At 62.9% G+C, this 15,520-nt stretch carries 14 protein-coding genes and 1 riboswitch; of the genes, 11 read left to right on the forward strand and 3 right to left on the reverse strand.

The annotated features are described in order from the left end of the window. Positions 1–48: 48 nt before the first annotated feature. Positions 49–297, forward strand: coding sequence for a type II toxin-antitoxin system VapB family antitoxin (locus AC4CWF_RS23900; protein WP_491286124.1), 249 nt, complete (start codon positions 49–51; stop codon positions 295–297). 31 nt (positions 298–328) lie between these two features. Then, positions 329–460 (forward strand): hypothetical protein, encoded by a 132-nt coding sequence (locus tag AC4CWF_RS23905; RefSeq protein ID WP_491286127.1) that lies wholly within the window; start codon positions 329–331, stop codon positions 458–460. A gap of 17 nt (positions 461–477) precedes the next feature. Here AC4CWF_RS23905 and AC4CWF_RS23910 read toward each other — a convergent pair whose 3' ends face one another. Both AC4CWF_RS23910 and AC4CWF_RS23915 read right to left on the reverse strand, forming a co-directional pair. After that, positions 478–3,948: an ATP-binding protein gene (locus AC4CWF_RS23910; RefSeq protein ID WP_491286129.1), complete on the reverse strand. Its 3,471-nt coding sequence runs from the start codon at positions 3,946–3,948 to the stop codon at positions 478–480. Next, a complete protein-coding gene (locus AC4CWF_RS23915; protein ID WP_491286131.1) occupies positions 3,948–5,216 on the reverse strand; it encodes a metallophosphoesterase family protein in 1,269 nt (422 codons plus the stop codon). Before AC4CWF_RS23915 ends, AC4CWF_RS23910 begins: the two co-directional genes overlap by 1 nt. A gap of 143 nt (positions 5,217–5,359) precedes the next feature. Continuing rightward, positions 5,360–5,462, forward strand: a riboswitch (TPP riboswitch). A 137-nt stretch (positions 5,463–5,599) separates the two neighbouring features. Here AC4CWF_RS23915 and AC4CWF_RS23920 point away from each other — a divergent pair. From AC4CWF_RS23920 to recX, 8 genes are all read left to right on the forward strand, one after another. After that, positions 5,600–6,400: an ABC transporter permease gene (locus AC4CWF_RS23920; RefSeq protein WP_491286133.1), complete on the forward strand. Its 801-nt coding sequence runs from the start codon at positions 5,600–5,602 to the stop codon at positions 6,398–6,400. Further along, a complete protein-coding gene (locus tag AC4CWF_RS23925; protein WP_491286135.1) occupies positions 6,397–7,341 on the forward strand; it encodes an ABC transporter substrate-binding protein in 945 nt (314 codons plus the stop codon). The genes AC4CWF_RS23920 and AC4CWF_RS23925 overlap by 4 nt, the downstream gene beginning before the upstream one ends. Further along, a complete protein-coding gene (locus tag AC4CWF_RS23930) occupies positions 7,338–8,075 on the forward strand; it encodes a hydroxyethylthiazole kinase (RefSeq protein ID WP_491286137.1) in 738 nt (245 codons plus the stop codon). The genes AC4CWF_RS23925 and AC4CWF_RS23930 overlap by 4 nt, the downstream gene beginning before the upstream one ends. Further along, a complete protein-coding gene (gene thiE / locus AC4CWF_RS23935) occupies positions 8,062–8,724 on the forward strand; it encodes a thiamine phosphate synthase (protein WP_491286139.1) in 663 nt (220 codons plus the stop codon). Before AC4CWF_RS23930 ends, thiE begins: the two co-directional genes overlap by 14 nt. Further along, the gene (gene thiD, locus AC4CWF_RS23940; protein ID WP_491286142.1) at positions 8,721–9,521 is read left to right on the forward strand and encodes a bifunctional hydroxymethylpyrimidine kinase/phosphomethylpyrimidine kinase; all 801 of its coding nucleotides are present in this window, start codon (positions 8,721–8,723) and stop codon (positions 9,519–9,521) included. Before thiE ends, thiD begins: the two co-directional genes overlap by 4 nt. Then, positions 9,518–11,320, forward strand: coding sequence for a TRAP transporter large permease (locus AC4CWF_RS23945; protein ID WP_491286144.1), 1,803 nt, complete (start codon positions 9,518–9,520; stop codon positions 11,318–11,320). The genes thiD and AC4CWF_RS23945 overlap by 4 nt, the downstream gene beginning before the upstream one ends. A gap of 14 nt (positions 11,321–11,334) precedes the next feature. Further along, entirely contained in the window at positions 11,335–12,330 is a 996-nt protein-coding gene (locus tag AC4CWF_RS23950) for a TRAP transporter substrate-binding protein (protein ID WP_491286146.1), read from the forward strand. A gap of 159 nt (positions 12,331–12,489) precedes the next feature. After that, positions 12,490–12,999: a recombination regulator RecX gene (gene recX / locus AC4CWF_RS23955; protein ID WP_491287788.1), complete on the forward strand. Its 510-nt coding sequence runs from the start codon at positions 12,490–12,492 to the stop codon at positions 12,997–12,999. Between the two features lie 150 nt (positions 13,000–13,149). Here recX and AC4CWF_RS23960 read toward each other — a convergent pair whose 3' ends face one another. Continuing rightward, positions 13,150–13,932 (reverse strand): IclR family transcriptional regulator, encoded by a 783-nt coding sequence (locus tag AC4CWF_RS23960; RefSeq protein ID WP_491286148.1) that lies wholly within the window; start codon positions 13,930–13,932, stop codon positions 13,150–13,152. An 88-nt stretch (positions 13,933–14,020) separates the two neighbouring features. Here AC4CWF_RS23960 and AC4CWF_RS23965 point away from each other — a divergent pair, with 88 nt between their 5' ends. Next, a complete protein-coding gene (locus AC4CWF_RS23965) occupies positions 14,021–15,475 on the forward strand; it encodes an NAD-dependent succinate-semialdehyde dehydrogenase (protein WP_491286150.1) in 1,455 nt (484 codons plus the stop codon). The last annotated feature ends 45 nt before the right edge of the window (positions 15,476–15,520 follow it).

The raw sequence follows: 15,520 nt of genomic DNA on the forward strand, positions 1-15,520 counted from the left end.
TGGCAGATTTGGAAACCCCTACACTCTCGGCCAGAAGGAGATGATCCCATGGCCGAACCCCGGCTTTCCGTGCGCAGCGCCAAGGCGCGTGACCTTGCGCACCGGCTTGCGCGGCGCGAAAACCGCTCGATTGCCGATATCGTCGAGCGGGCGCTGGAAGCTTATGAAGTGCGCGAGGCCGGCCGCGAACCGGCCGCACATTTTTACGCGCGCCTGAATGAGACTGATAGCAGCGACATCGATCTCGACGACGTCATCCACGCCGGGCGCACGCCGCAGGCGCGGCCGGACCTTTGATCTTTGTCGATACGAATGGATATTGTAAGCGTTGAAGAAAGCGACGGCACTCGACGGCATGATCGCCGCTGCCGCGAAAATTCACGGCGGCCGGCTTGCCACGCGCAACACCGGCGATTTTCTAACCGCCGGCCTCACGCTGATCAACCCCGGGGACTTCTGAAGCCCCTTTCGGCGTCCCTACAGGGCGTGGATTTTCACATCAGGCACCACGGCTTGCGCAATCTCGCAGAGATGCCGGTGGTGGGTGAGGTAAATCACCTGTCCGAGACCTGCCATCTGCCCGAACAGACGGAAAACTTCCTCGGCGCGGAATTCGTCAAAGGTTTCCATGATGTCGTCGGCGACGAACGGAACTGAGGGCCGCACGGCGGCAAATTCTTCGTAGCCTGCCAGACGCAGCGCCAGATAAAGCTGGTAGCGGGTGCCTGTCGACATCGCGTCCGACAGTTTTGAGGCGCCGTCGCGCGCAACACCGATGAGGATTTCGCGATCCTTGTCCGGCAGCGCGGCAAGGCCGGAATAGTCGCCGCGAGTGATCTGGCAAAAGGCTTCCGACGCCCGCTTCATCATCGAGCTTCGATGTTTTTCACGGTAGAGCGACAGCGCGCTTTCCGCCGCCAGCGTTCCCGCCCGAAGTTTCAGGTAACCGACCGCCAGTTCCTCGATCTGCAACAGAAGGGTGGTGCGCTGCGCCTCGATTTTGGCCACGGCATCATCGCCGCCCACGGCGTCAACACGGTCTTTCGCGCGGGTCAGCTCGGCAAAAACGATACGGCTGCGTTCGGCCAGATTGTCGATACGGCCTAAGAGTTCTTCGGCGGCGCGCGCCGTTTCCTCCGCATCGGTCTGCCGCAACAGGTCTTCGGCCTCAGCAGGCGTTGCAACCTTCATTTCGTAGAGCAACTGTTCGCGCAGTTCCCCCACGCGCCGCTCCAACCGGTCGCGCTCTGCCGCTTGCTCCAGCCGCTGACTGACCTCGGCCAGCGTTTCCACGGCAAAAAAGCCCGTCAGGGTGACCTTTCGCGTATGATAATCTTCGATCTGGCGTTCGAGATTTTCCAGCTCTTCGCGGGCCGAAACGAGATCACGCTCCTTGGCCGATTTTTGCAGCATCAGGCGTTCGGCCTCTGCCGTACGGCGCACCAGTTGATCCGCCTGCGCCAGAACCGGAAGGTCGGATGTCTCCAGATCCGTCTGCACCGCAAGCTTTGCAACCTCGCTTGCAAAAACCCGGCTGTCGCGCTCCATCAGGTCGATCCGGTGGGCCAGCTGGTCGCGTTCGCGAAGGGCGGCCGGCAGGTCGGATAGCGCATCCAGAATGGCACGCACGGCGGCGGCATCCGTCTCGCCAGCAAACCAGGTGGCGGAAAGTGCTTCGTTCCAGTTCTCCCGCCACGCCGCATCGCTGCGACTTGCATCCTCACGCGCACGCTGGCGCTCGGAGACTTCCCGCTTCAACTCCAGACGGCGCGCGACAAGATTTGCCTCACGCAGGGCATTGTCCTTGATGTCCGCCAGACGGTCCGCTGCCTGGTTGACGCTCTGGCGCAGAGAAAGTGTTGTGTCCACCGACCAACCGAGATCAGCAAGCGCCAGCCTCAGCTCGGCCACCTCGTCTTCCAGATGCGCCTCAACCGCAAACCGGCGCGCCTTTGCCTTGTCGAGCGCGTCGGCGGAGGACAGGCACTCGGCAAGGCGATCGGCAAAGGCCTCCAGTGATGACAGCAGGCGATAGATATCCGGCTGTCGAACGGTCGCCGTCACCTCTGGTGCCGCCTCGTCCACGGTCCGCACCAAAGCCGCAAGCTCTTCGGTTGCGCCACGCGCACTTGCGGTTTCACGGGTTAGCTGCACAGTTACGACATGCTGCTCCTGTCGCAACTGGCGCAGTTGCGCAAGCTCGCTGGCATGGGAAAGCCGGGCTTCGCCCAGCCGGTCATCCTGTTTGAGACGCTCTTCGAATTCCTGTGCCGAAGCAAGATCCAGCGCCCGCAGATGCGCCTGCCAGGCGGCCTCACGGCTCTTTCGGGTTTCCGCTGCCGTCTCGTCGTCAAACACCTCGCCGGCGGCCAGGGATTTCAACCGGGCCTCAAGCTCCCCAAGCCGTGCCTCCAGTTCGGCGCGGCGTTCCTCATGGCGCTGGATACGCCGGTTGATCTCGTCGCCCTGTCCGCGCCAGAGATCCAGCTGTCGATGGCCGGGCAGGGCTGTGTCCCGCAAGGCCTCGATGCTGTCGATGGGCGGCTGAAGCCTGCCCATCAGGCGCACAAGATCGGCCTCCATCTGCTCGACGGTGCGGGTCTCGATGGCCAGAAGCGTCTGCTTTTCGCCCTTCTGGAGCCGGGAAACGATGGTTTCCAACCGGCTGAGCGGCCCGGCTTCCACCGAAGGCAGATCAGAGCCGGCACGCTGCGCCTCCAGCTCTTCCAGCCCCTGCTGTGCCCGTTCCAGTTCGCGCTCGGCCGTCTCCATCCGTGCCGCAATGCCGGATCTGTTTTCGATCAGGTCGCGCAGTTTTGCGACAAGCGCTGCCGGCAGAACAAGTGCTGAGGGATCATCATGATCCTCAAGCCCAAGCGCCTTCAGGATGGCGTTCAAGCTCGCTTCCTGCTCGGCAAAGGCAAGGCGCCGCTTCGGCAGATCGTCTTCCGCCGTCACATAACGGGCGCGGCCGGCACCGAGCGCCGAGATCGCCGAGGCAACTGACAGCACATCCTCATCGACACGGATCGCCGAAACCTCCGCCTCCAGACGATCGATCTGGGTCTCAAGCCCGGCTTTTAGGGTCTGCAGCCGGGTTTCATCGCGCATCAGGTCGGTCATCAGCGACGCCCATTCGCGCGGCGGGCGGGGAAGATCCCCATAGGCCTCAAGCTCTGCCGTCAGCCGCGCCAGATCCCGCGCCAGCGGCATGGCCCGCATCAGAGAGGCCAGACGAGCCTGTTCGGCGCGGGCAGACGAAAGCTCGCCCAGTGTCTCCTCATAGGCCTTTTCGGCCTGCGTCTTCGTCGCCACAAGGCCAGCGTAAGTGGAGGCATAGGTATCGATCTGGTCGCGCTCGCCCTTTAGCGCTGCCAGTTGCTGCTTCATCTCCGAAAGCTGCGTGTTGCGGGCGCGCTTTCGATGAAACTGATGCGCCTCGTCGGTTGCCGCCGTCAGCACGCGGCTGACATCGGCCAGGCCGGAACTGGCCGAAAACAGCATTTCGCCGAGATCGCCGCGGCTTTCGACGATGGCCGCACCGCCGTCGCGCAGCGAGCGTTCGTCCAGCGAAAACATGGTGCGATAGGCCTCGCGCGTCAGCCCGCCGAGTGCTGATGACAGCAGGACCTCGTTGACCGGCTGGCCGCGCCCGTCGACCAGCGCGTTGGTGCGCTGTTTGAGGCGCACGAGATCATGGTCCCGCCCGTCGAATTCCAGCACGCCGCCCACCTGCATGGCATTATAGGCATGCAGGAAATTATAGCCGCTGCGCTCGGGAATGCCGAAGAGCAGATCGAGATAACCGGAAAACGCCGTCGATTTGCCGGCCTCGTTGAGGCCGTAGACGATATGCAGGTCCGGGCTGCCGGCGGTGGCGGGGCCAAAATCGATCGTGTGATCGGTAAACTTGCCGTAGCGGGTGAGATCGAGACGACGAAGCCGCATCAGCGTTCCTCGCCCGTTGCTGCCGCAAGGCGTGCGATCAGGTCCTCGCTTCCCTCGCGGATCAGGTCTTCCACGAAACTTTCGAAGGCTGCCGGATCGTTTCCGGCAAAACGCCGGCTTTCCGGCGGCAGATCGTCCAGCAGGTTTTGCACCATCTCGCGCACATGCTCGCGGTAACCATGCGCCGGCATCACGTCGTCGCGCATCAACGCGCCCAGTTCATGGACAGGATCGCTGGTTGCCTGCTGCGGGCGAAGAGACGGCGCCCTGACGTCCAGCTCCAGCTTTTCGATCCAGGCGCGGCCCGTGCGCTCTGCCCGCTGTTCGGCTTCGCTCAGCAGCAGGTCGACATCGCGCCGGATGGCAAAGGAAAGCGGCGTTGTGCCCACAAGCCGCAACCGCGCCACCAGATGGTCGGAGCGGGTGCGCTGGCGCTCGTCTTCGACCGCACGGCCGATGAGATCCACAAGCCCACGCCAGTCCTGAGCGTCCGACACATCCACAGTCACCCGGGCAAACTGCGCAAGGCTCGTCAGCCGTTCCTCGACGCTCACCGTTCCATCATCGGCAACAGTCACCAGCGACACGGTCTTTTCGCCGGCCTCGTTGATGTCGCGGCCCTGTGGCATGCCGGGCATGATCACGGTTCTGGTTCCCGCATGGTGCGTGCGCTGGTGAATGTGGCCCAGCGCCCAATAATCAAAGCCCGAACCATGCAGGTCGGCCACCGAGCAGGGGGCGTAAAGATCATGACCGGGCGCGCCGGCAAGGCTTGAATGCATGATGCCGATGTTGACGGCACCGGCCACCGGCGCCTTGTATTTCGGCAGCAGGCTTTCCGGCGCCTGCGGCTTGGCAAAGCTGAGGCCATGGATGGCAACATTCAATCCGCCGCGCGCAAGTTCCACCGCCTCCGCCCGGCCGGAAAACACCTTGACCGAGGGCGGCAGCACCAGTTCCTGGGTGATTTTCGACAGCGCATCATGGTTGCCGCGGATCTTGAAGACGGAAATGCCGGCCTCGTGCAACCGCTGCATCTGGGTGGCCAGGAAACGCGCCGTCTTCATCGATGTCTGGTCGCCATCGTAGAGATCGCCGGCGATGATCAGCGCATCGACCTGTTCATCCAGGCAAAGATCGACGATGCGCACCAGCGCCTGGCGCGTCGCATCCCCCACAAGGGCGGCAAGATCGGGATTTCTGAGCGACAGCGACCGAAGCGGACTGTCGAGATGCAGATCGGCGGTGTGAACGAACCTGAAGGCCATGGCCGCAGATTTAACGCCCTTGCAGGCCAGGTGCAATGGCGCCTGATGATGCTGCCTGCTCTATCCCCCGCGCAGATTGAGGCCCACAACCCAAAGCAAACATGACAGGCGATTGACATCAGACAAAAATTCCACAAAGGTCGCGCCATTCCGAGGGGAGCATCGAACGATGCTGAGATGGCGCTGAGCCGGACCCTTGAACCTGATCCGGGTCATGCCGGCGTAGGAACGGAAAACGCGCATGTGAGCGCCTATTCTCTTCTCCGCTTCACCTGGATCTCCCTGCTGAAAGGTTTGGAGATCACGATGCCATTGATGAAAAACGCAGCTTGCCTCTGCCCCATAGACCCGACTGCCAGCCGCCTCACCGCCGATAGCTGACGATGCGCTTTCGCCAGACGGGTTATGCCCTGCTTCTTCTGCTTGCCACCTGGCAGGCGGTGGTATCGCTGCTTTCACCGCCGCGCTACATCCTGCCGTCGCCTCTCGCGGTGGCCATGACCTATGTCCGCCAGCCGCAGTTCCTCATGCATCACGCGCTGATCACGGCGGGCGAAATCCTTTTTGGCCTCGTGATCGGCTGCGGGCTCGGCGCGCTGACGGCGCTGTCTGTCGCGGCTTTTCCGAGGGCTGGCCGGCTGGTCTGGCCGCTTGTCGTCGTGCTGCAGGCCTTTCCGGTCTTCGTTCTGGCGCCCGTTCTCGTTATCTGGCTGGGCTTTGGCATGGCCTCCAAAGTGGCGATGACTGTGATCATCATCTTTTTTCCGGTTGCCTCCGCCTTTGCCGATGGCCTTCGCCGCACCGATCCGACACTTCTCGATGCTGCCGCGCTGACGCCAGCCAGCCATATCCAGATCCTGCGCCACATCCGCCTGCCGCTGGCGCTTCCGGCCCTTGTCTCGGGGCTTCGGGTGGCAGCGCCGCTTGCTCCGCTTGGCGCCATTGTCGGCGAATGGGTGGGGGCTGCCGGCGGGCTCGGCTTCGTCATGGTGCAGGCCAATGCCCGCATGCAGACCGACATGCTGTTTGCCGCCATGGTCATCCTCGCCCTTTTCACCGTTCTCCTGCGGCTTGCCGTCGATCGCCTGACGAAAAACCTTGCCCCCTGGGCGAGGGAAGAAACGGACACACCCCGCCATCCCGCCCTCAATCCAGCCCTCCTGCCAAGGAAACATGCCGCATGAAACGCGTAATCGCCGCGCTCGCCACTGTTCTTGTCCTCACCCTTGCGCCTGCCGCCTCGCAGGCAGCCGACAAGCTGAGCGTGCTCCTCGAATGGTTCGTCAATCCCGATCACGCACCGATGGTGGTTGCGGCAGAGAAGAGTTATTTTGCCGAGGAGGGGCTTGAGGTGGAACTGATCCCGCCATCGGACCCATCCGCCGTGTCGCGCCTTGTCTCCACCGCGCAGGCCGATATCGGCGTGCATTACCAGCCGAACCTCTATCTCGACCACGCAAACGGCCTGCCGCTGACGCGCTTCGGCACGCTGGTGGAAACACCGCTCAACACCGTGACCGTACTTGCAGACGGGCCGATCAAGAGCCTCAAAGACCTGAAGGGTAAAAAGGTCGGTTTTTCCGTCTCCGGCTTCGAGGATGCGATGCTGAAGCGCATGCTTGCCACCGAAGGCGTGGACCTGAAGGACATCGAGCTGGTCAATGTCAACTTCTCGCTGTCGCCCTCGCTGATCAGCGGGCAGGTGGATGCGACGCTTGGCGGCTTTCGCAATTTCGAGCTGACGCAGATGCAGATCGAAGGCCATGAGGGGCGCGCCTTCTTTCCCGAAGAACACGGCGTGCCTCTTTATGACGAGCTGATCTTCGTCACCCGCCCGCAGCTTCTGAACGACAGCCGCCTGCCGCGTTTTCTGCGCGCCGTGGAAAAGGCTGCGGTCTACCTGACCAACCATCCCGATGAGGCCTGGCAGCTGTTCATCAAGGCCTATCCGAACCTCGATGACACGCTGAACCGGAAGGCCTTTACCGATACGCTGCCGCGTTTTGCCAAACGCCCGGCCGCGCTGGACCACGCCCGTTATGAGCGTTTCGGCGCCTTCATGGCCGAAAGCGGGCTCATTCAAAAGGCACCGGCAGTGGAGGATCTGGCGGTGGAGCTGAAATGAACAGGCTTCCGACAAAAGCAGACGCCGCGGACCTGATCGCCCGCGTTCGCGCCCGCCGCCCGCGCGTGCATTGCCTGATGAACACAGTCGTGCAGAAATTCACCGCCGACGGCATCAGCGCCATCGGCGCCATTCCCTCGATGACCTCCTCGATGGAAGAGATTGCCGATTTTGTCAGTAAGGCGGATGCGCTGACGATCAATCTCGGCACGCTGGATGCGGAGCGCCGCAAAGTGATCCGGCTTGCCGTCGATGTGGCGACGGCCGGCGGCAAACCGTGGATCCTCGATCCCGTCCATTGCGATTATTCACCGACGCGGCTCGCCTTTGCCCGCGAACTCATCACGCTTGGTCCGACCGTGGTGCGCGGCAACCGCGCGGAGATGGAACTGATCGGCGAGACCCGCGCCAGCCTTCGCATCATGACCGGTGCGGTCGATCATCTGTCAGACGCCGGGAGAAGCGTCAACGTGGAAAACGGCCATGCCTTCATGGCCGTGGTGACCGGCACCGGCTGCCTCTCCGGCGGCGTCATTGCCGCGTTTCTGGCCGTGGAGAAAGATGCGCTGAGGGCGGCAACGGCTGCCCTTTGCACCACCGGCGTCTCGGCGGAACTGGCGGCCGTGCATGCCCGCGGGCCGGGCAGCTTCGAGCCGGCCTTTCTCGATGCGCTGGCAGCCCTTGGCCCTGATGATCTGAATTCCCATGCAAGGATAAACCATGAGACGACTTGATTACCGCCTGAATGCGCTGGTGGATGCCTCGCTTCTCGATGTGGCAGACCTCGCCGTGCTGGCAAAACATGCCGCCGACAATGGCGCAACGCTGATCCAGTACCGCGACAAGACAGCCTCCACGCGGGTGATGATCGAGCGGGCCTTGGCGATCAAGGCAGCGCTTGCCGCAAGCGGCGTCCCCTTCGTCGTCAATGACCGCGTCGACGTGGCACTTGCCGCCGGCGCAGACGGCGTGCATCTCGGCGCAGACGACATGGCCCCCGACACCGCGCGCCGCCTGCTCGGGCCGGACGCCATCATCGGCGTCACCGTCAAGACGCCCGCCGATGCCGAACGAGCCGGGAAGGCGCCGGTCGATTACGCCTGCATCGGCGGCGTGTTCGAAACGCTCTCCAAGATGAATCCGGATCCGCCTGTGGGCCTTGATGGCCTCAAGACGCTTCGGGCGACAATCCGGGGGCTCAACCCGGCGCTTCCGGTCGGCGCCATTGCCGGCATCACGCTGGATAAGGTGCCAGCCGTGATCGCTGCCGGCGCCGATGGCATTGCCGCCATTTCCGCCCTGTTTCGTGCGGAAGACATCGCAGCCGCCGTGCAGGATTTCCGCAAAACCATCGATCAAAGCCTGAAGGGAGAGGGTGCATGACTGCCATTGCGCTCACCATTGCCGGCTCCGACAGCGGCGGCGGCGCCGGCATCCAGGCCGATATCAAGACGTTTTCCGCACTTGGCACCTACGCCGCAAGTGTCATCACCGCCGTCACCGCGCAGAACACGCGGGGCGTCAGCGCCGTCGAGGATATTTCGGCCGACGTCATCGGCACGCAGATGGATGCCGTCTTCAGTGACCTTGCCGTCGATGCGGTGAAGATCGGAATGGTGTCGCGGAGCCAAACCATTGCTGTCATCGCCGGCCGGCTGCAGGCATTTGCCGGCCCCATCGTGGTCGATCCGGTGATGGTTGCCACATCAGGCGATCGGCTGCTGCAGGAAGATGCCATTGCGGCGCTCACCCGCCTGCTGCTGCCGCTCGCCCATGTGGTGACGCCCAACCTGCCGGAAGCAGCGCTTCTGACCGGACGCCCCATCGCCCAAAACCGCGACGAGATGATTGCGCAGGCTCACCTCATCCTCGGTTTCGGCGCACGCGCGGTTCTGATGAAGGGGGGCCATGGCGAGGGCGCAGAAAGCGTCGATTTCCTGGTCACGCCAGAGGACGTGCTGACGCTGTCCGCCCCGCGTGTCGAAACGTCGAACGACCACGGCACCGGCTGCACGCTTGCCGCAGCACTCACCGCCAACCTTGCCAAGGGTTTGGAGCTTGCCGAGGCCGCACGGGATGCAAAAGCCTACCTGCAGGCAGCGCTTGAGGCGGGCCGATACCTTAAGGTCGGCGGGGGCAGGGGCCCCGTTCATCATTTCCACGACTGGTGGCCGGCATGAGGCAAGGGGCAGGGGAGCGCGACAGACAGAGGCTTCTGGCGGGTCTGGAGACAATTCTTTCCGGCACCGCCGCCGTGCTGCTCTGCGCGCTGCTTTCCCTCGTGCTCGTCAATGTCACCCTGCGTTATGTCTTCCAGACCGGCTTTATCGGCGCCGAGGATCTCGGCATCTGGCTTCATCTCGCGCTGATCTCGGTGGCGGCGCCGCTCTCTCTGTCGGGACCGCTCTCCATGCGGTTCGATGTCGGCCTCCGGCTCCTGCCAAGGCGAGGGCAGGTGGCGGCCGAAGCAATGGCGGATGGCGTGAGCGTGATTGCGGCGCTCACCCTGATCGTCGGTGCGCGCGAAACGATCGCCATGCTCGGCGGCACCTCGCCGACACTCGGGCTTCCGGAATGGTTGCGTTTCGCGCTGATCGGCACCGGCGGGGTTCTGCTGCTGGCGGTTCTCATCCTGCGCCGCTTAGCGGAAGAAAAGCGCGTATCGGTGCTGGCATCACTGGCACTCGGGGCCTGCCTTTATGGTCTGGCAACCCATGTGGATCTCTCCGGAAGCTGGCCGCCGAGCGCCTTTCTCGCCATCATCGCCGGCATTGGTCTTGTCGTGTCTGCGCCACTGTCGCATGCGTTTCTGGCCGCCGCCTCGCTCAGCCTTGCCTTCGGCAGCAGCCTGCCGGAACCGGCCGTGGTTGCAGCCGCCGTCAACGGCATGTCGAAATTCCTGCTGCTCGCCATCCCCTTCTTTCTGCTCGCCGGCGGGCTTCTGACGGCCTCCGGTGCTGCCGAGCGCCTTGTCCATTTTGCCGCAACGCTTGTCGGCCATCGCCGGGCAGGGCTGGCGCAGACCGTGCTTTTGACCAGCGTCATCTTTTCCGGCGCCTCCGGCTCCTCCGTTGCCAATGCGGCCTTCGGCGCCTCCACCTTCCAGCCGCAACTGGTGAAGAACGGTTATCCGCCGGCGCAGGCGGGCGCGATCATTGCGGCCTCCTCGGTTCTCGATAATGTCATTCCGCCCTCCATAGCCTTCCTGCTGCTGGCGGCCGCCACCAATCTCTCGGTCGGCTCGCTGCTGGCAGGCGGCTTTGTGGCGGGCGGGTTGATGGCGGCCTGTCTTGCCGTCGCCATCCATTTTTCGGTCAAGGCCCGCCCGGAAGGACGCCCCGCCTCCGGCAAGGAGCGCGCCGCCGCCGCGCTATCTGCCCTGCCGGCCTTCGGCCTTGGCGTCATCGTGGTGGCCGGCATCCGCTTTGGCGTGGTCACGACGACGGAAGCGGCAGCGCTGGCCGCAACCTACACGCTGATCCTGGCGCTTGCCGCGCGCCTTTCCTTCACATCCTTGATCTCCGCTTTCCGCCAGGCGGCGACCGAAGCAGGCGCCATCGGCCTGCTGATCGGCTCGGCCGGCCCGTTTGCCTTCCTGCTCGCCGTGGATGATGTGGCCGGGCTGATCTCGGATGCCGTCAATGCGTTCGGGCATCATCCGGCCCTCGTGCTGCTGATGGCAAATCTCGTGTTGCTGGTTGCCGGCCTGGTGCTCGATATCGGTGCGGCGATCCTGCTGCTCGGGCCGATCCTTCTGCCGGTTGCAGTGTCCGCCGGGCTCGATCCCATCCATTTCGGTGTCATTCTGGTGGTGAACCTGATGATCCACGGGCTGACGCCGCCGCTCGGCATGCTGATCTTCGTGGTCTCCGGCGTCACGCGGGTTCCTGCCACCGATCTGTTTCGCGCGGTGCTGCCCTATCTTGCCGCACTTCTTGTAGCCCTTGGCATCCTGTGCGTCGCAATGTTGCTCCTCTGAAAGGTTATGTCCCGATGTCCCTCATCCTGAAACGCCGTTCGTTCCTCGCAGCCACCGCTGGCGCAGCCTTGGCCGCACCGGCCCTCCTGCGTCCGGCGGCGGCCCGCACAACCACCATCACCATTGCCTCGCTTCTGGGTGAAGACAAACCCGAAACAAAAATCTGGCGGCGCGTGGCCGAACAGGTGGAGCAAAAGCTGCCCGGCCGCTTTCGCTTCAACGTGGTGGCAAACGGGGCGCTCGGCGGTGAAAAGGAAGTGGCGGAGGCAACCCGTCTCGGCTCGGTGCAGGCGAGCCTTTCCACTGTGTCTGCACTCTCCGGCTGGGTTCCGGATCTGCAGATCCTCGATCTCCCCTTCCTCTACCGCGACGCCTCCCATCTTCGCCGCGTCGTGACGGGCAGCACCGGTGCCGAGCTTTCGGCAAAGCTTCAGATGCAGAATTTCATCTCCTGCGGTTTTATCGATTACGGCGCCCGCCATCTCCTGACGAAAACACCGGTGACGCGGCCGGAGCAGTTGAAAGGCCAGCGCATCCGCGTCATCCAGAGCCCGCTCCACACGAAACTCTGGAGCGCCTATGGGGCATCCCCCGTCGGCATTCCAATCACCGAAACCTACAACGCGCTGTCGACCGGCGTGGTCGATGCCATGGATCTCACCAAATCCGCCTATGCCGGCTTCAAGCTTTATGAAGTCGTGCCCTCCATGACAGAAACCGGCCATATCCGCGCCTCCGGCATCGTATTTTTTGCCGCAAGCTTCTGGAAGACGCTGTCCCCGGAAGAACAGACCGTGCTGCAGACCGCGGCAGGCGAGGGGGCGCTTTATTTCAACCAGCTGATCGTCGAAGACGAGGCACGCTCCGTCGAAACCGCAAAGGCCCATGGCGGTCAGCTGTTGCAACCAGAGGCGTTCGAGGCATGGCAGGCCGGTGCCCGCGGCGTCTGGCAGGATTTTGCAACGGTGGTCGGCGGCATGGACCTGATCGAGGCCATCCAGCAAGCGTGACATCCGGCCCCGTCTGGTCCTTCGCACCGTTTGCCTCTATGACGGGGGACAAGGACCAGACGACTGCCGATGACCGAAAACAACGAACCAACCGACAAGACTGCCAATACCGGGCAGCATGAAAACGCCGGTGAAGAGAGCGACCGGCCGACCCCGCGTATGCTCTCCTGGGCGCGCAATTCCGCCGCCTACCGGCTTTCCAAGCGCATGATGACGGAGCGCCAGCTATCCGACGCCATCACCCGCAAGGCCCGCCAAAAATTCGCGGGGATCAGCGACGAACAGGTGAGGGCGCTTGCAGCCTCCGCGGTTGCCTTCGGGCTGGACGTGAAAGCGCTTGATGACACGGCCTATGCCGAAATTCGCAGCCGTTCCTCGGCACGTGCCGGAAAATCCAAAAAGGCCATCGCCCAGACGCTCGCCCAGAAAGGCGTCGACCGCGAGATCGTAACGCACGCCCTCACAGACGCCGACGACCTGCGCGCCGCCGTCGTTTATGCAAGACGCCGCGCCTTCGGCCCATTCCGCCGCGCAGACCTCGATGACAAACAAAAAGCCCGCGAACTCTCAGCCTTCGCCCGCCAGGGTTTCGCCTACGACATCGGCGCCCGGGTTTTTGCGATGGACGCCGAAGAAGCCGAGGAAATCCTTGGCGGTGAGGCTTGGTGACCGGCAGGGCCGTTTGAACGGGGCGTTACTCCCCCGTTCGATCACCCTGCGACGTTCGCAGCGGCCGGACATCACAGGCTGACACTGCCTTTACCGCCGACGCGCTTGCGGGCCCAAGCGGAAAATCATGCGCTGGTGCGGGCCTTTCGCTCACAGGTTCGAATGCCCGCCGACCCTGCGCGAAAGGGCATCCGATACTTCCCGCAGAGCGTTTCCAAGTCTCTGGATTGTTTCGTCACTGGCTTCGCTGCGAATGAGGCTGATCGCGATACCTGAAAACGCCTTTCCGGCATGGTCGCGGATAGCAGCGCCGATACAGATCATACCGTCCCGGATCTGGCCATCGTCGATGGAGTAGCCGCGCTGGCGGGTCATCGCCAACTCTTCGCGCAACTGCAACAGGCTGGAAACGCTTCGCTTGGTCAGCGGTTGCGGAAACGGATCGAGCACGTCTTGCAATTCACCGTCTGAAAGATCTGACAACAGCATCTTCCCGGTTGCCGTGAACGGGGCGGGAAGCCGCATGCCGATGCGAAAGGTGTGGCCAACCGGTTGTGCGGAATGACGGCACCCGATGTAGACGACTTCTCCGCCCTCTCGCATGGTCAGCGTCACCGTATACGGATTTAATGCGGGGCGTTCTGCAAGACAGTCCTGAAATGCGGAGACGATGTCGAGCTGTGACAGAAAGCTGCCAGCCCACCGCATCGGGTGTGGCCCGATACGCATCGTACCGTCTTGCGATTTCATCAGCAGGCCCAGTTCGCTCATCACCGACAGCAGACCGTGAGCGGTGCTTTTGGGCAGCGAGATCATGCGCGTGATCTCCGCTGGCGTGAGGTTGTGGGAAGACGCCGCCACCAGATCAAGGATCTGCACCGCTCTTCTAAGCGCGGGCACAGTGTCTGCTCGCGATTCCAGGTTCTGCGTCATCATGCCCTCCTTGACAGTGCGCAACTGATCCTATCATAGTTCAATATATCGATTCAAGTTCAATTAGTAGAACTTTCGGGAGGGGAAAATGATGAAATTGAGCAATCCGGCGTTGTTGCGCAGTCACTGCCTCGTTGATGGTCAGTGGATCAGCGGCTCATCAGACGCTGTCATTCCTGTCCAAAATCCCGCCACGGGCGAGACGATTGCGTCCGTACCGCAGCTTTCCAAAGAACAGGTCTCCTTGGCGATCACCGCCGCTGCCAAGGCGTTCGAGAGCTGGAGCCGGCGTTCGGCCAAGGAGCGGGCCACGATCCTGCGGCGCTGGTTCGACCTGATCGTTGCCAATGCGGATGATCTTGCCGCGCTGATGACGGCCGAGCAGGGGAAACCTCTGGCGGAAGCAAAGGGTGAGGCACTGTATGCCGCCTCCTTCGTCGAATGGTTTGCCGAGGAAGGCAAGCGCATCTACGGCGACACAATCCCCGCGCCGACCACCGACAAGCGCATCATCGTGCTGAAGCAGCCGATCGGTGTTTGCGCTGCCATTACGCCCTGGAACTTCCCGGCCGCGATGATTACCCGCAAGGCCGCACCAGCGCTTGCCGCAGGCTGCACGATGATCGTCAAACCCGCAGAACAAACGCCGCTGACGGCGCTGGCGCTTGGTGTCCTCGCAGAACAAGCCGGCATTCCCGCCGGCGTCTTTCAGGTCGTAACCGGCGATGCGCGCGAGATCGGCGCGGTGTTGACCGCAAGCGACACCGTGCGAAAACTCTCCTTCACCGGTTCGACGGAAGTGGGCCGCATCCTGATGGCGCAGTCTGCCCCGACCATCAAGAAATTGTCGCTGGAACTGGGCGGCAATGCCCCGTTCATCGTGTTTGACGATGCCGATCTTGATGCCGCCGTCGAGGGCGCGATTGCCTCCAAATATCGCAACGCGGGTCAGACCTGCGTCTGCTCCAACCGTCTCTATGTGCAGGCAGGCATTTATGATGCCTTTGCTGAAAAGCTTGTCGCCAAAGTGAAGGCTCTCAGCGTGGGAGCAGGCACCGAAACCGGCGTGCTGATCGGGCCTCTGATCGATGAGGATGCGGTTCTCAAAGTTGAGCAGCATGTGACCGACGCCGTTGCAAAGGGAGCGCGGATCGGGATCGGCGGCAAGCGGCATGCGCTGGGCGGCACCTATTTCGAGCCGACCGTGCTCATCGGCGCAACGCAGAACATGGTCATCGCGCGGGAGGAAACATTCGGGCCTGTCGCGCCGCTCTTTCGTTTCGAGACGGAAGAAGAGGTGATTGCCATGGCCAATGATACGGAATTCGGTCTCGCCGCCTATTTCTACACCGACAATGTCAAGCGCACATGGCGCGTTGCAGAAGCCCTGGAATACGGAATGGTCGGCCACAACACCGGCCTGATTTCCAACGAAGTGGCCCCGTTCGGCGGCGTCAAACAATCGGGCCTGGGCCGCGAGGGTTCGCATTACGGGATCGAGGATTATCTCGAGATCAAATATCTCTGCTCGGCCATCAGCTGAGAATTTTTACAATCAGATCTGAATGATAGGGAGGTTCAGCTTCAC

The sequence above is a fragment of the Neorhizobium sp. PAMB6630 genome (assembly GCF_058242775.1).